This window comes from Bradyrhizobium sp. USDA 4516, assembly GCF_054055915.1.
Window position 1 is genome coordinate 7,388,065 of the sequence record NZ_JBSRXT010000001.1, and the last position, 22,710, is coordinate 7,410,774.

The 22,710-nt window shown below is 65.3% G+C and carries 17 protein-coding genes; 13 read left to right on the top strand and 4 right to left on the bottom strand.

Translation table 11 applies throughout. The features are described from left to right. The first annotated feature begins 2 nt into the window (after window positions 1-2). Genes ACVI1L_RS33920 through ACVI1L_RS33930 form a run of 3 tightly spaced genes read left to right on the top strand, consistent with a single transcriptional unit; the run spans window position 3 to window position 4,542 of the window. Window positions 3-1,607, top strand: a complete 1,605-nt coding sequence (locus ACVI1L_RS33920) for a carboxyl transferase domain-containing protein (RefSeq protein ID WP_057018551.1) — start codon at window positions 3-5, stop codon at window positions 1,605-1,607. A 14-nt stretch (window positions 1,608-1,621) separates the two neighbouring features. Further along, window positions 1,622-3,631, top strand: a complete 2,010-nt coding sequence (locus ACVI1L_RS33925; protein ID WP_456784897.1) for an acetyl/propionyl/methylcrotonyl-CoA carboxylase subunit alpha — start codon at window positions 1,622-1,624, stop codon at window positions 3,629-3,631. Further along, window positions 3,628-4,542, top strand: a complete 915-nt coding sequence (locus ACVI1L_RS33930; protein ID WP_076828643.1) for a hydroxymethylglutaryl-CoA lyase — start codon at window positions 3,628-3,630, stop codon at window positions 4,540-4,542. Before ACVI1L_RS33925 ends, ACVI1L_RS33930 begins: the two co-directional genes overlap by 4 nt. A gap of 252 nt (window positions 4,543-4,794) precedes the next feature. Here the strand turns inward: ACVI1L_RS33930 and ACVI1L_RS33935 are convergent, their stop codons facing one another. Then, a complete protein-coding gene (locus ACVI1L_RS33935; protein WP_016846867.1) occupies window positions 4,795-4,977 on the bottom strand; it encodes a hypothetical protein in 183 nt (60 codons plus the stop codon). Window positions 4,978-5,455: 478 nt separating this feature from the next. Between ACVI1L_RS33935 and ACVI1L_RS33940 the strand changes: the two genes are divergently transcribed. The 3 genes from ACVI1L_RS33940 (at window position 5,456) to ACVI1L_RS33950 (ending at window position 9,879) form a co-directional block, all read left to right on the top strand. Beyond that, a complete protein-coding gene (locus tag ACVI1L_RS33940) occupies window positions 5,456-7,072 on the top strand; it encodes a diguanylate cyclase (RefSeq protein ID WP_456784898.1) in 1,617 nt (538 codons plus the stop codon). Window positions 7,073-7,331: 259 nt separating this feature from the next. Next, window positions 7,332-9,056: a dihydroxy-acid dehydratase gene (ilvD, locus tag ACVI1L_RS33945; RefSeq protein ID WP_018271516.1), complete on the top strand. Its 1,725-nt coding sequence runs from the start codon at window positions 7,332-7,334 to the stop codon at window positions 9,054-9,056. After that, window positions 9,043-9,879 carry a tetratricopeptide repeat protein gene (locus ACVI1L_RS33950; RefSeq protein ID WP_026192730.1) on the top strand — a complete coding sequence of 279 codons (837 nt, stop codon included), beginning with the start codon at window positions 9,043-9,045 and terminating at the stop codon, window positions 9,877-9,879. The genes ilvD and ACVI1L_RS33950 overlap by 14 nt, the downstream gene beginning before the upstream one ends. 21 nt (window positions 9,880-9,900) lie before the next feature. Here the strand turns inward: ACVI1L_RS33950 and xth are convergent, their stop codons facing one another. Both xth and ACVI1L_RS33960 read right to left on the bottom strand, forming a co-directional pair. Continuing rightward, entirely contained in the window at window positions 9,901-10,698 is a 798-nt protein-coding gene (xth, locus tag ACVI1L_RS33955) for an exodeoxyribonuclease III (protein WP_316398364.1), read from the bottom strand. Between the two features lie 45 nt (window positions 10,699-10,743). Then, window positions 10,744-11,169 carry a GNAT family N-acetyltransferase gene (locus ACVI1L_RS33960; RefSeq protein WP_057018546.1) on the bottom strand — a complete coding sequence of 142 codons (426 nt, stop codon included), beginning with the start codon at window positions 11,167-11,169 and terminating at the stop codon, window positions 10,744-10,746. Between the two features lie 236 nt (window positions 11,170-11,405). Between ACVI1L_RS33960 and ACVI1L_RS33965 the strand changes: the two genes are divergently transcribed. Then, on the top strand, window positions 11,406-12,539 hold the full coding sequence (locus tag ACVI1L_RS33965; protein ID WP_057018545.1) for an efflux RND transporter periplasmic adaptor subunit: 1,134 nt from the start codon (window positions 11,406-11,408) through the stop codon (window positions 12,537-12,539). Between the two features lie 3 nt (window positions 12,540-12,542). Next, a complete protein-coding gene (locus ACVI1L_RS33970) occupies window positions 12,543-15,671 on the top strand; it encodes an efflux RND transporter permease subunit (RefSeq protein ID WP_456784899.1) in 3,129 nt (1,042 codons plus the stop codon). Window positions 15,672-15,734: 63 nt separating this feature from the next. Here the strand turns inward: ACVI1L_RS33970 and erpA are convergent, their stop codons facing one another. Beyond that, on the bottom strand, window positions 15,735-16,064 hold the full coding sequence (erpA, locus tag ACVI1L_RS33975; protein WP_016846874.1) for an iron-sulfur cluster insertion protein ErpA: 330 nt from the start codon (window positions 16,062-16,064) through the stop codon (window positions 15,735-15,737). A gap of 138 nt (window positions 16,065-16,202) precedes the next feature. Between erpA and ACVI1L_RS33980 the strand changes: the two genes are divergently transcribed. The 5 genes from ACVI1L_RS33980 to ACVI1L_RS34000 all read left to right on the top strand — a co-directional run bounded on the left by ACVI1L_RS33980 (window position 16,203) and on the right by ACVI1L_RS34000 (window position 22,689). Further along, on the top strand, window positions 16,203-17,411 hold the full coding sequence (locus ACVI1L_RS33980; protein WP_456784900.1) for a deoxyguanosinetriphosphate triphosphohydrolase: 1,209 nt from the start codon (window positions 16,203-16,205) through the stop codon (window positions 17,409-17,411). 9 nt (window positions 17,412-17,420) lie between these two features. Then, a complete protein-coding gene (argS, locus tag ACVI1L_RS33985) occupies window positions 17,421-19,217 on the top strand; it encodes an arginine--tRNA ligase (protein WP_456784901.1) in 1,797 nt (598 codons plus the stop codon). Between the two features lie 118 nt (window positions 19,218-19,335). Continuing rightward, window positions 19,336-20,802 (top strand): SPOR domain-containing protein, encoded by a 1,467-nt coding sequence (locus ACVI1L_RS33990; protein WP_456784902.1) that lies wholly within the window; start codon window positions 19,336-19,338, stop codon window positions 20,800-20,802. Between the two features lie 46 nt (window positions 20,803-20,848). Beyond that, the gene (gene nagZ / locus ACVI1L_RS33995; protein ID WP_456784903.1) at window positions 20,849-21,871 is read left to right on the top strand and encodes a beta-N-acetylhexosaminidase; all 1,023 of its coding nucleotides are present in this window, start codon (window positions 20,849-20,851) and stop codon (window positions 21,869-21,871) included. Further along, window positions 21,868-22,689: a segregation and condensation protein A gene (locus ACVI1L_RS34000; protein WP_050420355.1), complete on the top strand. Its 822-nt coding sequence runs from the start codon at window positions 21,868-21,870 to the stop codon at window positions 22,687-22,689. The genes nagZ and ACVI1L_RS34000 overlap by 4 nt, the downstream gene beginning before the upstream one ends. The last annotated feature ends 21 nt before the right edge of the window (window positions 22,690-22,710 follow it).

Below are 22,710 nucleotides of genomic sequence, written 5' to 3' on the forward strand. Positions count from 1 at the left end.
CGATGCCGCTTCATTCGACGATCGATCCCACATCTTCTGAATTTGCCCGCAACGCCGAGGTGATGCGCGGCCTGGTCGCGGAGCTCCGCGGCAAGCTCAACCAGGTGGCCGGCGGCGGCGGCGAGACCTCGCGCAAGCGGCACACCTCGCGCGGCAAGATGCTGGCGCGCGATCGCGTCGATCTCCTGGTCGACCCCGGCACCGCATTTCTCGAGCTGTCGCCGCTCGCCGCCAACGGGCTCTATGGCGGTGACGTGCATTCGGCCAGCGTGATCACCGGCGTCGGGCGCATCTCGGGCCGCGAATGCATCATCGTCGCCAACGACGCCACCATCAAGGGCGGCACCTATTACCCGATGACGGTGAAGAAGCATCTGCGCGCCCAGGACATCGCGCGGCAGAACAATCTGCCCTGCGTCTACATGGTGGATTCCGGCGGCGCCTTCCTGCCGCTGCAGGACGAGATCTTTCCCGACGAACGGCATTTCGGCCGCATCTTCTACAACCAGGCCCAGATGTCGTCGCAGGGCATCCCGCAGATCGCGATCGTGATGGGCTCCTGCACCGCGGGCGGCGCCTATGTGCCGGCGATGTCCGACGAGAGCATCATCGTACGCAACCAGGGCACGATCTTCCTTGGTGGTCCGCCGCTGGTGAAGGCCGCGACCGGCGAGGTCGTCACCGCCGAAGAACTCGGCGGCGCCGATGTCCACTCCCGGCAGTCCGGCGTGACCGATCACTACGCCCAGAACGATGCCCACGCGATCGGGATCGCGCGCCGCATCGTCGGCACGCTGAAGCAGCCGGTGAAGGCACAGCTCAACATGCGCCCTGCGCAGGAGCCGCTGTTTCCGGCCGAGGAGATCTATGGCGTGGTCTCCGCCGACGGCAGAAAACCGTTCGACGTGCACGACATCATCGCGCGGATCGTCGACGGCTCCGAATTCGACGAGTTCAAGAAGCTCTACGGCACCACGCTGATCTGCGGCTTCGCCCATATCTTTGGCTATCCGGTCGGCATCATCGCCAACAACGGCATCCTGTTCAGCGAGAGCTCGCTGAAGGGCGCGCATTTCATCGAGCTGTGCTGCCAGCGCGGCATTCCGCTGGTGTTCCTGCAGAACATCACCGGCTTCATGGTCGGCAAGAAGTACGAGGCGGGCGGCATCGCGCGCGACGGCGCCAAGCTGGTGACGGCGGTCGCCACCGCCGGGGTGCCGAAATTCACCGTCGTGATCGGCGGCTCCTACGGCGCCGGCAATTACGGCATGTGCGGCCGCGCCTACAGCCCGCGCTTCCTCTGGCTGTGGCCGAATGCACGCATCTCGGTGATGGGCGGCGAGCAGGCCTCGATGGTGCTGAGCCAGGTGCGGCGCGACGGCATCGAGGCCAAGGGCGAGAGCTGGTCGGCGGAAGAGGAAGACAAGTTCCGCGAGCCGATCCGCGCGCAATACGAGAAGCAGGGCAATCCCTATTACGCGACGGCGCGGCTGTGGGATGACGGCGTGATCGATCCGGCTGATACGCGCCTCGTGCTCGGGCTCGGCCTGTCGGCGGCAGCCAACGCCCCGATCGAGCCGACGAAGTTCGGCCTGTTCAGGATGTGACCCAGGAACTGACCATGGACCGCTCAAAACTCACCCGGCGTTTCCGCACCCTTCTGATCGCCAACCGCGGCGAGATCGCCTGCCGCGTCATCCGCTCGGCGCGCGCCATGGGGCTGCGCACCGTCGCTGTTTATTCCGAGGCCGACCGCGACGCGATGCATGTCGCGCTCGCCGACGAGGCCGTGCTGCTCGGGCCTGCCCGGGCGCGCGACAGCTATCTCAACATCGAGCGCGTCATCGCGGCCGCCAAGGAGACCGGCGCCGAGGCGGTGCATCCCGGCTACGGCTTCCTGTCTGAAAATGCCGAGTTCGCGCATGCCTGTCTTGAAGCAGGTTTGGTGTTCGTCGGTCCGACCGCCGAGATGATGACGGCGATGGGGTCGAAGTCCGGCTCGAAGGCGCTGATGGAGAAGGCCGGCGTGCCGCTGGTGCCGGGCTATCACGGCGAGGCCCAGGACGAGGCGACGCTGGCGGAAGCCGCCAACCGGATCGGCTTCCCGGTGCTGGTGAAGGCGTCCGCCGGCGGCGGCGGGCGCGGCATGCGCGTGGTCAATTCGGCGGCTGAGCTCACGGCCGCGATCACCAGCGCCAAGCGCGAGGCCAAGGCGGCGTTTGGCGACGACCGCATGCTGATCGAGAAATACGTGCAGAACCCGCGCCACATCGAGGTGCAGATCATCGGCGACAGCCACGGCAATCTGCTCTCGCTGTGGGAGCGCGAATGCACGCTGCAGCGCCGTCACCAGAAGGTGATCGAGGAGGCGCCGTCGCCGACGCTGAACGCCGCGCAACGCGAGACGGTTTGCGAGGCCGCCCGCAAGGCCGCCGGCGCGGTCAACTATATCGGCGCCGGCACCATCGAGTTCGTCTCCGACGGCAAGGACGTGTTCTTCATCGAGATGAACACCCGCCTGCAGGTCGAGCATCCCGTCACCGAGCTGATCACCGGCGTCGATCTCGTCGAATGGCAGCTCCGCGTCGCCTTCGGCGAGGCGCTGCCGCTGAAGCAGGACGAGATCAGGCTGAACGGACACGCCATCGAGGCGCGGGTCTACGCCGAGAATCCGCAGAAGAACTTCATGCCCTCGGTCGGCCGCATCAAGACCTGGCGCACGCCACAGGAAGGCGACGGCCTGCGCATCGATGCCGGCTATCGCAGCGGCGATAACGTCTCGCCGTACTACGACGCGATGCTCGCCAAGGTGATCGCCTGGGCGCCGACGCGCGAGGGCGCGATCGACAAGCTCAATCGCGGACTGCAGGAGACCGATGTCCGCGGCATCGTCACCAATATCCCGTTCCTGTCGGCGCTGGTGACGCACAAGGATACGCGAGCCAATGCGATCGACACCGGCTTCATCGAGCGCGAGCTGAAGAACCTGACATCGAGCACGGGCACGGCCGGCGAGTTCGAGCTTTGCGCGGCGGTGGCCGCGATCGTCAACGACGAGCAGAAGGCGGCGCGACGCGAGGCCAACTCGCCCTGGCAGGCCTTCGGCTGGATGCCGGTCGGCCGCCGTCAGCGGGTGTTTTCGTTCCGGCAGGGCCATGAGCCTGCCCAGACCATCACGCTGCACTATGGCAACGGACCGTCGACGCTCTCCGTCGGCGGGCGCGAACTCGTCTTCGCCATCTCGTCAGCCGGCGATGACGGCTTCGACCTGACGCTCAACGGCCTCAAGTCGCGTATAGCCTCGGTCATCGAGGGCCACGAGCTTTACTTGCGCACCCGCAACGGCCGCTTCGACCTGCACTGGGTCGATCCGTTCGGCGGCGAGAGCGAGGAGCAGGTCGGCGAGGACAAGATCGTGGCGCCCTTGCCGGGCACCGTGGTGGCGCTGCTGGCCGAGGAGGGCGCGACACTGGAGAAGGGCGCCCCGATCCTCACCCTGGAAGTGATGAAGATGGAGCAGACCCTGCGCGCGCCCTATGCCGGGCTGCTGAAGAAGCTCAAATGCAGGGTCGGCGACATCGTCGGCGAGGGCGTCGAGCTTGCCGAAGTCGAACCTGCGGCCGCGTCATGAGCGATCAGATCCAACTCGTCGAGATGGGGCCGCGCGACGGCCTGCAGAACGAGAAGACGCCGGTCAGCGTCGAGGCGCGCATCGCCTTCGTCGAGGCGCTGGTGGCGGCCGGGCTCAATACCGTCGAAGTCGGCGCCTTCGTGTCGCCGAAGGCGATCCCGCAGATGGCGAGCTCCGACCAGGTGCTGCGCGGCGTCAGTCACATCAAGGGCGCCGAATTCCACGTGCTGGTGCCGAACGAGAAGGGCTATGACGCCGCGCGCGCGGCCGGCGCCGCGGTGGTCTCGGTGTTCGCGGCGGCCTCCGAAGGTTTTTCCCGCGCCAATATCAATTGCTCGGTCGCGGAATCGATCGAGCGTTTCAAGCCGGTGCTGGCGCGCGCCAAGGCCGACGGCGTCAAGGTGCGTGGCTATATCTCCTGTGTGCTCGGCTGTCCGTTCGACGGCGAGATCAAGCCGAAGGCGGTCGCCGACCTCGCGGTGACGCTGTGGGATCTCGGTTGCTACGAGATCTCGCTTGGCGACACCATCGGCGTCGGCACGCCGCTGAAGGCCAAACAGATGCTGCGTGCGGTCGGTTCCGAGTTGCCGGTCGGCAACCTTGCGATGCACTTCCACGACACCTACGGCCAGGCGCTGGCCAATCTCTATGCCGGCATGGAAGAGGGTGTTCGCGTCATCGATGCCGCCGCCGGGGGGCTCGGCGGCTGCCCCTACGCCCCCGGCGCCACCGGCAACGTTGCGACCGAGGACGTCGTCTACATGCTCGAGGGCATGGGCGTGAAGACCGGGATCGATATGGACAGACTGCTGGCCGCGACCAACGAGATGGCCGGCTTGCTCGGCCGTCCGCCGGTCAGCCGTGTTGCGTCCGCGCTCAACGCGAAGCGCACGCGGCTCGCCAAATCGTAAATTGTGGGATGCTTGGAGCGATTTGGGATTGCAGCCGCCTCAATCTTCGGCGGTCGCGCTCGGACTTATGCGCTGCGAAGCGCAGATTCAAGGCACATAGTCGCGCCCCTGGCTTGCGCAGTCTGGGCTCCCGAAGCTGGACTCTCAACCCATATGCATATCGTGCGACAGCGCCTCGCGCTATCGCCGCCCTCCTTGAGGGCGTTTCCTCCCTAGACTTGGGCCGCTTGTTGTTTCGAGCGGCCCTTTTTCTTACGCCGCCGGAGCATTGATCGTCGCGATCACGGCCCTCATATCGGTCGCCAGCTCGCGATAATGCCCCCCCAACCGCTGGTATAGCTCGCGGTTGCTCCCATCCAGCGTCCTGCTAGCGATCAGCTCGCATTCGTCGGCGAGGATCTCAAATCGTTCCAGCTTTGCTTGGAGAGCAGACATGGCGGGCGTTTCCCTGACACTGTTACTGAGGGAGTTGCGACGCTACTACTCGGACTGCGTCTAACACAGCATAATTATAGGGTAGAACTAAATTCTTCCCGGCAGTGACTTTGACCGATTGATGGGAGCGACTTGTCCGCCGTAGCTCGAACAGCGAAGGCGGAAGCGCATGAGCGTGTCGAGGAATTCCGGAGGCAAATCGAAGCGCTCGGATATGAGGACGATGCGGCGGAGCCGTAATCGGATCGGTAGCGCGCAGCGAAGCCCATCAATTCAGTATCCGCGGCGCAAATGATGGGTATCGCTTCGCTCCTCCCTACGAGCGAGGTCCTTCCGCCGGATGGAACCCGTTTTGCGGCGCACACAGCCGGCGTCATCGGCTCGGCTCCCGATTAAACCCTCCCGAAAGCGTTCATGGCTTGGTGACTCAAACGTGCTGAGGTGAGGGGCTCGCAATTGCTCCAGGTGGATTCTCGCTATGTCCGGACAGGTGTCAGCTTCCCGCGGCCGAACGTTTCTGGCCGGAAAGATCGTCTTCAACTTCGGCCGGTCGGCCTTCGACTGCACGGTCCGCCAGCTCACGGAGACGGGCGCCACCGTGGAACTCGAAAGTGTCGTTGGCATTCCCGATCACATTCAACTGTTGCTCGTCGGCAGCAATCAGGTGAAGCCATGCAAACGGCTGTGGCAATCGGACCGCCAGCTCGGCCTGGTTTTTGAAGAGCAGCAGGCCAACGCTGCGGCGCCCACGCCTGCCGCTCCTGCGCCGGCCGCCATTCCGGAGCGGCGCAGCGGCGATATTCTGCGCGGGCACATGCTGGCGCTGCGCGCGGCGCTCGATCAGATACCCGTCGGCATCCTGCTGTTGGACGTGGAGCTGAAGGCCCAGTTCATCAACCGCGCGTTTCGGAACATGTGGCGGCTTCCGGACGAGGTGGCCGACCGCAACCCCAGCTTCACCGACCTGATGCATCACGGCTGCAAGACCATGGCCTACGAGCTGCCGGCCGCGCAGCTCGAAGCTTATGTTGCCGAGCGCGTCCGCCTCGTGAACGTCGGGGACCCGAGCCCGATCGATCTCAGGCGCAGCAATGGCGACGTGGTTCGATGTCAGTGCACGCCGCTGCCCGACGGCGGCCGGATGGTGAGCTACACGCCCGTGACCGACATCGTGCGCGCATCCGACAAGCTGAAGGTGCTGACCGGCGCGCTCGAGAACGTCGAAGACGGCGTCGTCCTGCTCGACCGCGATCTCAATGCGATCTTCCTCAATCGGCGAATGCGGGAATTCTGGGAAGTGAGCGAGGAGGAGGTCGCGCGGCATCCGGCATACATCACACTGCTCACGCGCAACCGCCGCGCCGTTCCGACGGGCGCGACCCCGGAGCAGATCAGGGCCTTTCCTGCGAAGCGGATTGCGGAGATCAAGGCAGGCGATCACAAGCGCGACGTGCAGACGCCGGACGGCCGCCATATCAGGATCCATTGCTCGACCATGGCAAACGGCGGTCGCATGCTGACCTTCGTCGACGTGACCGATCTCGTACGCAACGCACGGCAGCTGGAGGTGCTCGCGACCACCGATCCGCTCACCGGATTGTTCAACCGTCGGCACTTCCTGGCGACGCTGGATGCGGAGTGGAGCCGGTTCCAGCGCTACTATCGTTCGGTATCCGTGCTGATGGTCGATATCGATCACTTCAAGAGCATCAATGACCGCTTCGGACATGCGGTCGGTGACGAGGCCATCAAGGCTGTTGCCGGGATATGCATTCGGGGCAAGCGCAAGTCCGACGTCGTCGGCCGCGTTGGAGGCGAGGAGTTCGCCGTCCTGCTGCCGGAGACCACATTGTCGCGCGCCCGAACCGTCGCCGAACGCATCCGCAAGAGGGCGGAAGCGCTGACGGTGGGTGCGGATGATCGGCCGGTATCACTCACGGTGAGCATCGGCGTTGCCGAGGCGCTCACAAGCATGCCGGGGATCGATGCCCTAATGAAGGCTGCCGATGCGGCGCTCTACCAGGCCAAGGAGCACGGCAGGAATCGCACGGAGTGCTGGTCACCTCCGTCGCCACCGAAGCTGGCCGCCGGGTAAATTGCAGGCGGTCGGGTCCCCGTCAGGTCCCTATAAGGACTGATAATACATGGTTGCCCGGCGGCCACGATTGTTGCGATGTTGCAACGGTGCCTGAACATTTAACCTTAAAAGCACCCGGTCCGTAGTCGCGCCGCTTTTTAGCCACACCCCGACATGAAAGGATATTCACGTAGCTGAATAGCCAGCGCTCCGACGGCGGGACATTTTTTCGGGTTCCGGCGTTGATGGAGGAAAGAGCGCCGGGAACAGGGTCGCGATGGACGCCAAGACGAACATCAAGGGCAGGCTGCCCAGCCGTCACGTGACGGAAGGGCCCGAACGCGCTCCGCACCGGTCCTATCTCTACGCGATGGGGCTGACGACAGCCCAGATTCATCAACCCTTTGTCGGCGTTGCTTCATGTTGGAATGAAGCCGCTCCCTGCAACATCTCGCTGATGCGCCAGGCGCAGGCGGTGAAGAAGGGCGTGGCCTCGGCCGGTGGCACGCCGCGCGAGTTCTGCACCATCACCGTCACCGACGGCATCGCAATGGGCCATGACGGCATGCGCTCGTCGCTGCCGTCGCGCGAATGCATCGCCGATTCGGTCGAACTGACGGTCCGCGGCCACTCCTATGACGCGCTGGTCGGGCTCGCCGGCTGCGACAAGTCGCTGCCGGGCATGATGATGGCGATGGTCCGCCTCAACGTTCCGTCGATCTTCATCTATGGCGGCTCGATCCTGCCCGGCAACTTCCGCGGCCAGCCGGTCACCGTCCAGGACATGTTCGAGGCGGTTGGCAAGCACTCGGTCGGCGCCATGTCGGACGAGGACCTCGACGAGATCGAGCGGGTGGCGTGCCCGTCGGCCGGCGCCTGCGGCGCCCAGTTCACCGCCAACACCATGGCGACCGTCTCCGAGGCGATTGGCCTCGCGCTCCCGTATTCCGCCGGGGCTCCGGCGCCCTACGAGATCCGCGACTCCTTCTGCGCCGCCGCCGGCGAGAAGGTGATGGAGCTGATCGAGAAAAACATCCGGCCCCGCGACATCGTCACCCGCGAAGCCCTTGAAAATGCTGCGGCCGTGGTTGCAGCCTCAGGTGGTTCGACCAATGCTGCGCTGCACCTGCCGGCGATTGCCCATGAGTGCGGCATTAAATTCAATTTGTTCGACGTTGCCGAAATCTTCAAAAAGACTCCTTACGTCGCGGATTTGAAGCCGGGCGGCCGTTATGTTGCCAAAGACATGTTTGAAGTAGGTGGCATTCCGCTGCTGATGAAGACGCTGCTCGACAATGGCCACCTGCACGGGAATTGCCTGACCGTCACTGGCCGAACGATCGCCGAAAACCTCAAAAGCGTGAAATGGAATCCGCACCAGGATGTGGTGCGGCCCGCCGACAATCCGATCACCGTGACGGGTGGGGTTGTCGGGCTGAAGGGTAATCTCGCTCCGGAGGGTGCGATCGTGAAGGTCGCGGGAATGTCCAACCTGAGGTTTACCGGTCCGGCCCGGTGCTTCGACCGCGAGGAAGACGCCTTCGAGGCGGTGCAGAAGCGCACCTACAGGGAAGGCGAGGTTATCGTGATCCGCTACGAGGGGCCGAAGGGCGGTCCCGGCATGCGGGAGATGCTGGCGACCACGGCGGCACTGACCGGGCAGGGGATGGGCGGCAAGATTGCGCTGATCACCGATGGCCGGTTCTCCGGCGCCACCCGTGGCTTCTGCATCGGACATATTGGACCTGAAGCGGCCGTCGGCGGGCCGATCGGGTTGTTGCAAGACGGCGACATCATCGAGATCGATGCGGTCGCCGGCACCCTTAACGTAAATTTGAGCGACGCCGAACTCGCAAATCGTAAGACCAAATGGGCCCCTCGCGCGACGAACCATACATCTGGTGCGCTGTGGAAGTACGCCGAGCAAGTGGGGCCGGCGGTGGATGGCGCAGTCACCCATCCGGGTGGCGCGTACGAGAAACAGTGTTATGCGGACGTTTAGGCGTACGATATTGGCGTTTGCGTTAGGGGCCATCCCGGTGGCGGGCCCCGGATTCGGATTCGACGGCGCACCGGTCAACCCACAAGATACGGTTCTTCCTGTGGTTTCCCCGCAGCCGGGGACCGCCGGCGCGCTGAAACGGGCCGCCACTCCAGTGGCGCCTGCGGCGACCTCGCCGACCTCGTCGTTCAGCACGCTGCAGTACCAGGCCGAAGGCGGCCACCCCGTCGCGCAGTGGAAGCTCGGCAAGATGTACGCCGAGGGCGACGGCGTCATCCAGGACGACATGCGCGCCTTCGAATATTTCAGCCGGATCGCCAATGCGCATGCCGAGGATTCGCCGTCGGCACCGCAGGCCTCGATCGTGGCCAACGCCTTCGTCGCGCTCGGCCGCTACTATCTGAGCGGCATTCCCAATTCCAAGGTGAAGGCGGACACCGAGCGGGCGCGGGAGATGTTCTCCTATGCCGCGTCCTATTTCGGCAATGCCGACGCCCAATACGACCTTGCCCGGCTCTACCTGAAGACGCCGGACGCCTCGCGGGACGACTTCCGCTACGGCGCGCGCTGGCTCGGGCTTGCCGCCCAGAAGGGCCAGCATCAGGCGCAGGCGCTGCTCGGCCAGATGCTGTTCAACGGCGACCGCCTGCCGCCGCAGCGGGCCCGCGGCCTGATGTGGCTGACGCTGGCGCGCGACAGCGCGACGCCGGATGAGGCCTGGATCAAGGAAAGCTACAACCGGGCGATCGCCAAGGCCTCCGAGGACGATCGCGCGATGGCGCTGCAGATGCTCGAGCACTGGGTGCAGGGCCGCCGGGATTGATCTTCCCGCCGGCCGGCGGGGTCAGGCGATCTCGAAATCGAGATCGGCCCAGACCGGGACATGGTCGGACGGCTTCTCCCAAGCCCGCACATAGCTGTCGATGCCGACGTCGATCAGCCGGTCGCTCGCTTGTGCCGACATCAACAGGTGGTCGATGCGCAGGCCCCAGTTCTTTTGCCAGGCGCCGGCCTGGTAGTCCCAGAAAGTGTACTGGCCCGGCTCGTCATTGACCGCCCGCAGCGCGTCGGTCAGGCCGAGGCCGAGCAGCGACTGGAAGGCCTCGCGGGTCTGAGGCCGAAACAGGGCGTCATCGGCCCAGGCGGCGGGATTGTAGACGTCGCGCGCGGCCGGGATGACGTTGAAATCGCCGGCCAGGATCAACGGCTCCTCGGCCTTCAGCCGTTCCCGCGTGTACTCAAGAAGCCGCGACATCCACTTGAGCTTGTACGGATATTTGTCGGTATTGGCGGGGTTGCCATTGGGCAGATAAAGGCACGCGACCCGGATCACGCCCTGCTTCAGCGTGACGACGCCCTCGAGGAAGCGGGCATGGGCGTCCTCGTCGTCACCGGCGAGGCCCGATTTGGTTTCGTCGAACGGCAGCTTCGACAGCAGCGCGACGCCGTTGAAGGTCTTCTGGCCGTGGGTGACGACATTGTACCCGAGCGCCTCGACCTCGAGGCGGGGAAACGCATCATCGACGCATTTGATCTCCTGCAGACAGACGATGTCGGGGGAGCACTCCTTCAGCCAGCTGACCAGAAGCTCGATCCGTTGCCGGACCGAGTTGACGTTCCACGTAGCGATGCGAACTGCCATCGGACTTCCTTCATTGTGGGGGCACGTGACCGAGCGCCGCCCCGCTTAGACCAGGCGCTTCCGCATCTCGATGTGCGGGATGCCGGCCTCCTCGAATTCCGCGCCGATCCGCTCGAAGCCGACGCGTGCGTAGAACGGCTCCGCGTGCGTCTGCGCGTTGAGGATCAGTTCCGGATAGCCGAGTTCGGCCGCCTTGGCCATCAGCGCGTCCAGCACGCGGGCGCCTACGCCTGTGCCGCGCGCCGCTTTGAGCACGGCCATGCGGCCGATATGACCGTCCGGCAGCAGCCGGCCCGTGGCCAAGGGCGCACCGTCGTCGGCGAACGCCAGCGCATGCCAGCTCGATGCGTCCATGTCGTCCCATTCCAGTTCTACCGGCACCCGCTGTTCCTCGACGAAGACGCTGTAGCGGATGGCACGGGAGCGTTCGCGAGCTTCTTCCCAGGGGCAGACAAGGACGGAGGTGGACATAAGGTCGCGATTCGAAAGCTCAATGAAGCAGAACGGATGCGGCCCGGTTACTCAAAACGTCCGGCGATGCGCATGCAAATCACCGGATTGAAGCCGCACTATTTCACTTAGGTGGCATACCATGGGCGGTCCGCCTGTGCTAACCCTCGCAGGAAACAAGGCGCAACAATTGCCGATGGGGGAGTGACGACGCGCACCGGCCTTCAAGGGAAGCCGGCGGCGCACGTGCAAAACTTATGAAAAAACGCAATTTGGTTCTGACTGTCGCTGTTCTCGGCATTGCGGCCGGGGCGGCTTACATGACCCGCACTTCATGGATGGGTGGCGGCGCCGCCACCGCGCAAGGGACGGCGCGGCCGCGCGTGGTGTCCGTGGATCTCGCTAAGGCGGAACGCAAATCGGTTCCGGTCGATGTCGATGCCATTGGACAGGTCACGCCGATCTCCAGCGTGGCGCTGAAGTCGCGGCTGGAGACCACCATCGTCTCGGTGCATTTCGAGGACGGCGCCAGGGTCAATGAAGGCGACCTGCTGTTCACCCTCGACGCGCGGCAGATCGACGCGCAGATCGAACAGGCCGAGGGCGTCCTGGCCCGAGACCAGGCCCAGCTCGAGGGCGCGCAGCGCGACCTCCGCCGCTACACCGAACTGGTCGGCAAGGGTGCGACCACCCAGGTCAACCTCGACAACGCCAAGACCCAGTCCGACGTCCTGATCGGCACCATCAAGGCCGACCGCTTCGCGCTGGAGAACCTCCGCGTCCAGAAGAGCTACACCGTCATCCGCGCACCATTCGCGGGACGGATCAGCGCCGCCAACGTCAAGGTCGGCAACTTCGTCCGCCCCGCCGACACCCAGCCGCTCGCGGTCATCAACCAGATGGCACCGGTCTACGTCACCTTCGCGATTCCGCAGCGGGCGCTGGTCGATCTGCGCGACGCCATGGGGAAGGGCGATTCAAAGGTGATCGCGACCATTCCCGGCCACCAGCGCTCCGAGCGCGGCAAGGTCGCGATGGTGGAGAACGCCGTCGACGCGACCACCGGCATGGTGACCGTGCGCGGCATCATGAACAACGAGAGCGAGACGCTCTGGCCCGGCACCATCGTGCAGACCAAGCTGATCATCCGCAGCGAAGACGCGGTCGTGGTGCCGACGGTCGCGGTGCAGCGCAGCCAGAACGGCAATTTCGTCTTCGTCGTCAAGGACGGCGTTGCCAAGGTCCGGCCGGTCAAGGTCGATCGCACCTTCCAGGGCTCATCGGTGATCTCAGACGGATTGGCGGGCGATGAAAGCGTCGTCGTTGACGGCCAGCTGCTGCTCTCGGAGGGATCGCGGGTTGAACTGCGGGCGCGCAAGGCCGGAGCCTGACCGATGACGCTCTCCGAGCTTTGCATCCGCCGCCCGGTCATGACGACGCTGATCACGGCGTCGATCATCGCATTCGGCGTGTTCGGCTTCCGCCTGCTGCCGGTCTCGGCGCTGCCCAAGGTGGACTTCCCGACCATCGCGGTGACCGCGACCCTGCCCGGCGCCAGCGCCGACACCATGGCGGCCTCGGTCGCCGGCATCATCGAGCGCCAGCTCTCGACCATTGCCGGCATCTCCTCGATGTCCTCGAACTCCTCGCAGGGCACGAGCGTCATCACCATCCAGTTCGACCTCAACCGCAACATCGATGCCGCCGCGCTCGACGTGCAGACCGCGTTGACGATCGCGCAGCGCCGGCTGCCGATCGAGATGACGATCCCGCCGAGCTTCCGGAAGGTGAACCCGGCGGACTTCCCGGTGCTGTTCGTCTCGCTCGGCTCGGCGACGCTGCCGTTGTCGAGCGTCAACGAATACGGCGACATCACGATCGGGCAGGCACTGTCGCAGCTGCCGGGCGTCGCCCAGGTCTTGATCTACGGCGCGCAGAAATTCGCCATCCGCGTTCAGGCCGATCCGGAGGCCGCCGCCGCGCGCGGCGTCTCGATGGAGGATATCCGCGCCGCGGTGTCGCGCGCCAATTCGTCGACGCCGGTCGGTACCTTGAATGGCCCCAAGCAGGACGTCGCGCTGCAGGCCTCCGGCCAGATGGACAAGGCGGCCGACTACCGCCAGATCTATGTCGCCTGGCGCAACGGCTCGCCGGTCCGGCTCGACGAGATCGCCAAGGTCTATGACAGCGTCGAGAACGACAAGATCGCGACCTGGATGAACGACGAGCGGGCGATCGTGCTCGCGATCCAGAAGCAGCCCGACGCCAACACCGTGGCGGTGGTCGACGCCGTGCTGGCCAAGCTGCCGGCGCTGCGCGCCGCGATCCCGCCCTCGGTGACCATGCAGGTCATGATGGACCGCTCGGTCTCGATCCGCCAGGCGGTCAGCGACGTCGAGGAGACCCTGCTGATCGCGATCGGCCTCGTGATCCTCGTGATCTTCCTGTTCCTGCGCTCGGCCTCTGCCACCTTCATCCCGGCGCTCGCGGTGCCGATCTCGCTGTTGGGCACGTGCGCGGCGATGTACGCGCTGGATTACTCCATCAACAACATGACGCTGCTGGCGCTGACGCTCTCGGTCGGCTTCGTGGTCGACGACGCCATCGTCATGCTGGAGAACATCGTCCGCCACATCGAGCACGGCATGAAGCCGTTCGAGGCGGCGCTGAAGGGTGCCCGCGAGATCGGTTTCACGATCATCTCGATCACCTTCTCGCTGATCGCCGTGTTCATCCCGGTGCTGCTGATGGGCGGCATCGTCGGCCGCGTATTCCGCGAATTCGCGGTGACGATCTCGGTTGCGATCATCGTCTCCGGCTTCGTGTCGCTGACCCTGACGCCGATGCTGTGCGCCCGTGTGCTGCGCGCGCATGACGCGACCAAGCGGCCGAACGTCGTGCTGCGGGCGTTCGAGGCGATGTTCGAGGCCTGGCTGCGGGCCTATGAATGGGCGCTGGATTGGGTGCTGGCCAAGAAGGCCCTGATGCTGGTGGTGACGCTGGCTACGCTGGGCGGCACCATCTACCTCTACATGATCGTGCCGAAGGGCTTCTTCCCGCAGGAGGACACCGGCTTTCTGATCGGCGTGACGGAGGCTGCGACCGACACCTCGTTCGAGGCGATGAAGGTGCGCCAGCAGGCGCTGGTCGAGGTGCTGCGGACCGATCCGGCGATAGAGTACATCAACTCTACGGTCGGCTCCGGCGGTCCCAATCCGACGGCGAATTACGGCCGTCTGTTCATCGCGCTGAAGCCGCAGAAGATGCGTGACAACGCCACCGTGGTGATCGGCCGTCTGCGGCAGAAGGCGCGCGAGATCCCGGGCATGCAGGCGTTCTTCCAGAGCATCCAGAACCTCAGCATCGGCGGGCGCATCTCCAAGAGCCAGTATCAGTATGTGATGCAGAGCGGCGATACCGAGGCGCTGTACCGGCTGGCGCCCGAGATGCGCGACAAGATCGAGAAGATTCCGGGCTTGCTCGACGTTACCACCGACCTGTACATCAAGAACCCGCAGATGACGGTCGACATCGACCGCGAGAAGGCGGCGGTCTACGGCGTCACCGTCGATCAGGTCCGCAACCAGCTCTACAACGCCTATGGCGCGCGGCAGGTCGGCACCATCTACATGCCGTCGAACGACTACCAGATCATCCTCGAGGTGCAGCCGCAGTTCCGCGTCGATCCGTCCGACCTCTCGAAGCTCTACATGAAGACCGCGAACAACCAGACCATTCCGCTGGATGCGGTGGCGAGGCTGGTGCCGACGGTCGGGCCGTTGCAGATCAACCACCAGGGCCAGCAGCCGGCGGTGACGATCTCGTTCAACCTCGCGCCGGGCACCTCACTCGGCTACGCGGTCGACAAGATCACCGAACTCGAGCAGACCGCGAACCTGCCGCCGACGATTGTGACCGGCTTCTCCGGCACCGCGCAGGTGTTCCAGGATTCGCTGCGCGGGCAGGGCGTGCTGATCCTCGCCGCGGTGTTCGCAGCCTTCGTGATCCTCGGCATTCTCTATGAGAGCTTCATCCACCCGATCACCATCATCTCCGGCCTGCCGTCGGCCGGTATCGGCGCGATCCTGACGCTGATGATGTTCGGGATGGAGCTGTCTGTGATTGCGATGATCGGCATCGTGATGCTGGTCGGCATCGTCAAGAAGAATGCGATCATGATGGTCGACTTCGCGCTGGAGCGTCGCCGGGTCGGCCTCAGCGCCGAGCACGCGATCCGCGAGGCGGCACTGCTGCGCTTCCGTCCGATCATGATGACGACGTTCGCGGCGATCTTCGGCACGCTGCCGATCGCGCTCGGCGCGGGTGCCGGCGCCGAACTGCGTCAACCGCTCGGCGTCGCCGTGGTCGGCGGCCTCTGCGTGTCGCAGCTGCTGACGCTGTTCATCACGCCGGTGATCTACATCTATCTCGACCGCATCGACCGCAGGCTGCGCCGCAAGCTCGACCCGCAAGCCGAGGCGGGCGGCGACGTCGAGCGGCCGCAGGTGGTCGCGGCGGAATAGCCGAGCATTCGGCGCGAGCCGGAAACCGGCGCGCCGGGAGAAACCGCCCGGGATCGCGAAGCGTTAGATCGAGAAGCTGGTGCCGCAGCCGCAGGAGGCGGTGGCGTTCGGATTGACGACGCGGAACGAGGCGCCGATCAGGTCGTCGACGAAGTCGACCTCCGAGCCCGCGAGGAACGGGACCGAGGCGGGATCGATCAGCACCACCGCGCTGTCGCGTTCGATCACGAGGTCGTCATCGGCCTGGGTGCGCTCGACGTCGAACTTGTACTGGAAACCGGAGCAGCCGCCGCCCTCGACCGAAATGCGCAGCTTGGCGCCTTCGCCTTCCTTGCTGAGGATCTGCCCGATCCGGCGGGCGGCCCGTTCGCTGACGGTGATGGCAGCAGTCATGTCGGTCTCCGAAACCCTATTTGAGCATGATCCGATCCGGATCAGGCCCGGCGTCATCCCCAATTCATTTGGTCGGCCGCCTCAGTCATAGTTAAGTGCGTCGGACCATGGAATCAAATGGATAAGGACTAAAATACAGTGTCGGTCGGAATGGCTGCCCCCCGCGCGCCTTATGCCTGCGACCCCGATCGCAGCCGCGGCCGGCTGGTCGCGGAGCCGCCGAGCCGGACCCGGAGCCCGTTCCGGCGCGACTGCGACCGGGTGATTCATTCCACCGCGTTCCGCCGCCTCAAGCACAAGACGCAGGTCTTCGTCTTCCACGAAGGCGATCACTACCGCACGCGGCTGACCCATTCGCTGGAGGTCGCGCAGATCGCCCGGGCGCTGGCCCGCCAGCTCGGGGTCGACGAGGACCTGACCGAGACGCTGGCGCTGGCGCATGACCTCGGCCATCCGCCGTTCGGCCATGCCGGGGAGCGGGCGCTCGACGAATGCCTCAGGGATGACGGCGGCTTTGACCATAATGCGCAGGCGCTGCGGGTCGTCACCTCGCTGGAGCATCGCTACCCCGAATTCGGCGGGCTGAACCTGACCTGGGAATCGCTCGAAGGGATCGTCAAACACAACGGTCCGTTGACCGAACGCGGTGGCGCACCGGCCGGCCGCTACCTAGGGAGTGGAATCCCGATCGGAATTGCCGACTACAACAAGGGCCACGACCTCGAGCTCTGGAGCTATGCCTCGCTCGAGGCGCAGATCGCGGCCTTCGCCGACGACATCGCCTATGACGCGCACGACATCGATGACGGCCTGCGTGCCGGTCTTTTCGCGGTCGACGACCTCAAAGAGATGCCGCTGACCGCCGACATCATCGCCGAGATCGACCGCCACTATCCCGGGCTCGACGAGGTCCGGCGCGGCGCCGAACTGGTGCGTGAGCTGATCTCACACTTCATCAGCGCGGTCTTCAACGAGGCGAGCCGGCGCCTCGCGGCCGCGCAGCCGCAATCGGCCCACGACGTGCGCCACCACAATGCCCCGCTGATTGCGTTTCCGTCCGAGGTGGCGGAGCAGGAGGCGGCGATCAAGGCGTTCCTGTTCCGGCGGATGTATCGCCACAAGCGGGTGATGCTGGTGATGGGGGAGGCGGAGGAGGTGGTCCGCAACCTGTTCGAGCGCTACCTGCAATCGCCTGAAGACCTGCCGGCGGAATGGATCGAGGGCAGCGTGCAGGAGACCGGGAGCGCTCGGAACAGGCGGATCGGCAATTTCATTGCCGGGATGACCGACCGTTTCGCCCTGATCGAGCATCAAAGGCTTTTTGACTCGACCCCGGATTTGCGTTAGCGCCCTGCCATGGCCGACACCACTGCTTCACCACACCTTTTTGCCGACATGCTGACGCGCGTGCACGCGATCTGTGCCGCTGTCGCAGCCGAGGACAATTGGCCCGCCGGCATCGATCTGTCCCGCGTCGTGGTGGAGCCGCCGCGCGACGCCAGCCATGGCGACATGGCGACCAATGCCGCGATGGTGCTCGCCAAGGATGCCAAGGCCAAGCCGCGCGAACTCGCCGACAAGATCGCCGACCGGCTGCGCGCCGATGCGTTGGTGGCCTCGGTCGATGTCGCCGGGCCCGGCTTCATCAACCTGACCTTGAAGCCGCAGGTCTGGGCGGACGCGCTGCGTGCCGTGCTGGCCGCCGGCTCGGCTTACGGGCGCAGCGACATCGGCAAGGCCGAGAAGGTCAATGTCGAATATGTCTCGGCCAACCCGACCGGACCGATGCATGTCGGCCATTGCCGCGGCGCCGTGTTCGGCGACGCGCTGTGCAGCCTGCTGCAATTCGCGGGCTTCGACGTCTGCCGCGAATACTACATCAACGACGCCGGCGCTCAGGTCGATGTGCTCGCGCGCTCGGCGTTCCTGCGCTACCGCGAGGCGCTGGGCCAGGACATCGGCGCGATCCCGGAAGGGCTCTATCCCGGCGATTACCTCGTGCCGGTCGGCGAGGCACTCGCCAAGGAATATGGCAAGAAGCTGCTCGACATGAGCGAAGCCGAGTGGCTGCCGATCGTGCGCGACAAGGCGATCGCGATGATGATGGAGATGATCAAGGGCGATCTCGCCGCGCTCAATATCCATCACGACGTGTTCTTCTCCGAGCGCTCGCTTATCACGTCAGGCAACAACAAGGTCGCCGAGACGATCGATTTCCTGCGCGCCAAGGGCGACATCTACGAGGGCCGCCTGCCGCCCCCGAAGGGCAAGCCGGTCGAGGACTACGAGGACCGCGAGCAGTCGCTGTTCCGCGCCACCGCCTATGGCGACGACGTCGATCGTCCGCTGATCAAGTCGGACGGCTCCTACACCTACTTCGCATCCGACATCGCCAACCACCGCTACAAATTCGAGCGTGGCTTCACCAATCTGATCGACGTGTTCGGCGCCGATCATGGTGGCTACATCAAGCGCATGCAGGCCGCCGTGAAGGCGGTGACCGCGGGCAAGGCTGTGCTCGACGTCAAGATCGTGCAGCTCGTGAAGCTGCTGCGCGACGGCGAGCCGGTGAAGATGTCGAAGCGGTCCGGCGAATTCGTCACGCTGCGCGACGTGGTCGACGAGGTCGGCTCCGACGCTGTCAGATTCATGATGCTGTTCCGCAAGAACGACGCGGTGCTCGATTTCGACCTCGCCAAGGTGATCGAGCAGTCAAAAGACAACGCGGTGTTCTACGTCCAGTACGGCCACGCCCGCGGCCATTCGATCTTCCGCAACGCGCGGGAGGAAGCGGTTCCCGATCTGCCCGAGACCGATGAGGCCCGGCTGGCCTATCTCCGTAATGCTACGGTCGAGCGGCTGACCGACCCGGCCGAGCTCGAGCTGCTCAAGCGGCTTGCGCTTTATCCGCGGATAATCGAGGCTGCCGCGGTGGCACATGAGCCGCACCGAATCGCTTTTTATCTCTATGATTTGGCCAGTGAATTTCATGCGCTTTGGACCAAGGGGCGCGATTTGCCCTATTTACGCTTCATTATCAATAATGATGCAGAGATCACGAGGGCGCGACTGGCAATGGTTCAGGGCGTCGTCTCGGTTCTGGCATCGGGCTTAGCTGTTCTAGGCGTCCACGCTCCGACCGAGATGCGGTAGGCAGGGGCATTAGGCCCTCACGAGTGGGGATTTGTGAGGGCATCTGGCAGGGGCCAACTCGTTCGGACCGGCTGTGCCGGCGATCTTGGCGCTGTCCCGAAGGGGATGCATGATCACAATGGCTGATCGATATCAGGACCGACATTTTCCCGCCGACACGGCTTCCAAGGCCGACAGCGATCCGCTTGCCGAACTGGCACGGCTGATCGGCCAGACGGATCCCTTCGGCAGCGCGAACAAGCCGCCGCCGCGACCGCTGCAGTCGCGCGCCAACGCGCGGCCGCAACAATACGAGCCGCAGGCCGCGGACGAGGATGCGCCGGCCGCGGGCCCGCCGCCCTGGATGCAGCGCGCGCGGCAGGAGGCTGTCGCTCCGCCTCCCGTGCAGAACATCGAAGACGAAGAGCCCGAGCAGGACTACCAGCCGAAGCCAGTGCATCCGTTGCATCGCTACGCGGCTCAGCAGGCGCAGCCCGCGCCCGCGCCGGTGGCGCAGTATCGGCCGGTCGAGGCCCCTCGGCAGCCGGAGGCATTTGACGAGGAGCCGCACTATCAGAGTGGCGGTCAGAGTCAGGATCCGTCGCGCTATGACGACGCGCTCTACGGCCAGCTGGAAGCCGGCGAGCAGGACCTGCAGCGCGATCCCGCCTATCCGGACGATCCCTACGCCTATGAGGAGGCCTACGAGGAAGAACCCGAGCCCCGCCGGCGGCGCAGCGGCCTGATAACGGTCGCCGCGGTGCTGGCGCTCGGCGTGTTCGGTGTCGGTGGCGCGTATGCCTACCGGACCTATGTCGGCTCGCCCCGCAGCGGTGAGCCGCCGATCATCAAGGCTGACAACACGCCGACCAAGGTGATCCCGGCCCAGGCCGACGCGCCGGCCAAGACGCCGGACCGCATGGCGACGGGCGACAGCACCGAGAAGATCGTGTCGCGCGAAGAGACGCCGGTCGACGTCAATTCGAAGACCGCCGGACCGCGCGTCGTGTTTCCGCCGCTGAACGCCAATGCGAATCCGCCGCCGCCCGCCAGCGTGCAGACGGCACAGCCGGCGCCGGCGCCGATCACCGCGAACGGCACGTTGCCGAACAACGAGCCGCGCAAGGTCCGCACGCTTTCGGTCAAGGGCGATACGCCCGATGGCACGCAGGCCACCGCAACCGTGCCGGCGAAACCTCCGGCGGCGGCGAAGTCTCCGGTGTCGCGCGGCAACCCGGCTGCGGCCAACGCCAGCGTCAACTCGCCAATGTCGCTTGTTCCCGGCCAGGCTGAGGCGGCTCCGGCCGCACCTCCGACCCGGGTGGCCTCGACCTCGGCGGCTCCGGTTGGGGGCGGCGGATATCTGGTCCAGGTCTCCTCGCAGAAGAACGAGGCAGACGCCCAGGCGTCGTACCGGACGCTGCAGGGCAAGTATCGCAACGTGCTCGGTTCGCAGCCCTTGGTGGTGAAGCGCGTCGATCTCGGAGAGAAAGGCGTCTACTACCGCGCCTTCGCGGGCCCGTTCGCGTCCTCGGAAGAGGCGAGCCAAGTGTGCAAGAGCCTGATGTCGGCGGGTGGACCGCAGTGCCTCATCCAAAGAAATTAAAGGCCGTTTCCTTGACCCGTGAGCTGCATACGGCCTAATCGGCCGAATGACGAACCGCGCATTCATCACGGGCATATCCGGGCTGATCCTCAACGACGCCGAACGCGAATTCATTCGCGCCGAGCGGCCATGGGGCTTCATCCTGTTCAAGCGCAACATCGAGAGTCCTGCCCAAGTGGCGGCTCTTGTTGGGGAACTCCGGTCCGCAGTCGGCGTCGCCGATGCCCCGGTCCTGATCGACCAGGAAGGCGGGCGGGTGCAGCGGCTCGGCCCGCCGCATTGGCCGGCCTATCCGCCGGGCGCGAGCTTTGGGGCGCTCTACGACATCGATCCGAAGCTCGGGCTTGCGGCAGCCCGGCTCAGTTCACGGCTGATTGCGGCCGATCTGACCGATCTCGGAATCACCGTCGATTGCCTGCCCTTGGCCGATGTTCCCGTGGCCGGGGCGGACGCGGTGATCGGCAACCGGGCCTATGGAACTGAACCCGGCAAGGTCGCGGCAATCGCCCGCGCGGTCACGGACGGGCTGGAACAGGGCGGGGTACTGCCGGTTCTCAAGCATATTCCCGGCCATGGCCGGGCCACGGCGGACAGCCATTTCCGGCTTCCGACCGTTGATACCGCCAGGGCCGAGCTGGAACGGACCGATTTTGCCGCGTTCCAGCCGCTTGCGGACCTGCCGATGGCCATGACTGCACATGTTGTGTTTAGCGCGCTGGACCCCGTCCATCCGGCGACGACTTCTGCGACAATCATCGAACAGGTGATTCGCGGCCTGATCGGGTTCCAGGGTTTGTTGATGAGTGATGACGTGTCGATGAATGCGCTGGCCGGATCGATTGCCGAGCGGACCCGCGCCATCGTCACCGCCGGTTGCGACATGGTTCTGCACTGCAACGGCAATATTGACGAGATGCGCGAGGTCGCACGCGAAACGCCGGAACTGACCGGCAAGGCGCTTGAGCGCGCCAAGGCGACGCTCGCCGCGCGCAAGCCGCCTGAGCCGCTCGACCGGCAGGCGGCACGGGCTGAACTGGATGCGTTGTTGGATCGGGTAGGGACGGCATGACCGCTGAAATTCTTTCGTTTGATACCGGGCGGCCGGCCGACCTCGCCGAGGGCGAACCGGCGCTGGTGGTCGACGTCGAGGGCTATGAGGGCCCGCTCGACCTGCTGTTGACGCTGGCGCGGCAGCAGAAGGTCGACCTGTCGAAGATCTCGATCCTTGCGCTTGCCGACCAGTATCTTTCGTTCATCGAGGCTGCCCGCAAGATTCGCCTCGAGCTTGCGGCCGACTATCTGGTGATGGCGGCGTGGCTGGCGTTCCTGAAGTCGCGGCTCCTGCTGCCCGAGCCGCCGAGCGCGGAGGGGCCGAGCGCCGAGGAAATGGCGACCGCGCTCGCCAACCGGTTGCGCCGGCTGGAGGCGATCCGCGAGGCGGCGAACCGGCTGATGAACCGGCCCCAGTTCCAGCGCGATATCTTTCCGCGCGGCAATCCGGAATCGATCGCCGAGATCAAGCATCCGAAGTTCACCGCGACCCTGTACGACCTGCTGTCGGCCTACGCCACGCAGCGCCAGTCGCGCGTGCTGACGACGGTTCATCTGCAAAAGCGTACCGTATGGTCGCTGGCCGAAGCGCGTGCGTCGCTGGAGCGGCTGGTCGGCATCGCCGAGGACTGGAGCTGCCTCGACGAGTATCTGATGAATTACGTCGCCGATCCCACCCAGAAGGCGACGGTGTTCGCATCGAGCTTCGCTGCCGCCCTCGAGCTGGTTCGCGAGGGCGAGATGGAGATCAACCAGAAGCAGGCGTTCGCGCCGATCTATTTCCGAAAGCGTCAAGCGCAGGCCGCAATGGCAGCGCCGGACCTGTCGGTTGAGTAAGTGGAAGAAGGAGAGCAAGCC

What these genes read in the sequence shown, in the direction of transcription:
- ACVI1L_RS33960 (WP_057018546.1), bottom strand. Translation starts at nt 11,169, where the DNA reads ATGTCCACCTCCGTCCTTGTCTGCCCCTGGGAAGAAGCTCGCGAACGC.
- ACVI1L_RS33930 (WP_076828643.1), top strand. Translation starts at nt 3,628, where the DNA reads ATGAGCGATCAGATCCAACTCGTCGAGATGGGGCCGCGCGACGGCCTG.
- ACVI1L_RS33950 (WP_026192730.1), top strand. Translation starts at nt 9,043, where the DNA reads ATGCGGACGTTTAGGCGTACGATATTGGCGTTTGCGTTAGGGGCCATC.
- argS (WP_456784901.1), top strand. Translation starts at nt 17,421, where the DNA reads ATGGCCGACACCACTGCTTCACCACACCTTTTTGCCGACATGCTGACG.
- ACVI1L_RS33925 (WP_456784897.1), top strand. Translation starts at nt 1,622, where the DNA reads ATGGACCGCTCAAAACTCACCCGGCGTTTCCGCACCCTTCTGATCGCC.
- xth (WP_316398364.1), bottom strand. Translation starts at nt 10,698, where the DNA reads ATGGCAGTTCGCATCGCTACGTGGAACGTCAACTCGGTCCGGCAACGG.
- nagZ (WP_456784903.1), top strand. Translation starts at nt 20,849, where the DNA reads ATGACGAACCGCGCATTCATCACGGGCATATCCGGGCTGATCCTCAAC.
- ACVI1L_RS33935 (WP_016846867.1), bottom strand. Translation starts at nt 4,977, where the DNA reads ATGTCTGCTCTCCAAGCAAAGCTGGAACGATTTGAGATCCTCGCCGAC.
- ACVI1L_RS33940 (WP_456784898.1), top strand. Translation starts at nt 5,456, where the DNA reads ATGTCCGGACAGGTGTCAGCTTCCCGCGGCCGAACGTTTCTGGCCGGA.
- ACVI1L_RS33920 (WP_057018551.1), top strand. Translation starts at nt 3, where the DNA reads ATGCCGCTTCATTCGACGATCGATCCCACATCTTCTGAATTTGCCCGC.
- ilvD (WP_018271516.1), top strand. Translation starts at nt 7,332, where the DNA reads ATGGACGCCAAGACGAACATCAAGGGCAGGCTGCCCAGCCGTCACGTG.
- ACVI1L_RS33965 (WP_057018545.1), top strand. Translation starts at nt 11,406, where the DNA reads ATGAAAAAACGCAATTTGGTTCTGACTGTCGCTGTTCTCGGCATTGCG.
- erpA (WP_016846874.1), bottom strand. Translation starts at nt 16,064, where the DNA reads ATGACTGCTGCCATCACCGTCAGCGAACGGGCCGCCCGCCGGATCGGG.
- ACVI1L_RS34000 (WP_050420355.1), top strand. Translation starts at nt 21,868, where the DNA reads ATGACCGCTGAAATTCTTTCGTTTGATACCGGGCGGCCGGCCGACCTC.
- ACVI1L_RS33970 (WP_456784899.1), top strand. Translation starts at nt 12,543, where the DNA reads ATGACGCTCTCCGAGCTTTGCATCCGCCGCCCGGTCATGACGACGCTG.
- ACVI1L_RS33990 (WP_456784902.1), top strand. Translation starts at nt 19,336, where the DNA reads ATGGCTGATCGATATCAGGACCGACATTTTCCCGCCGACACGGCTTCC.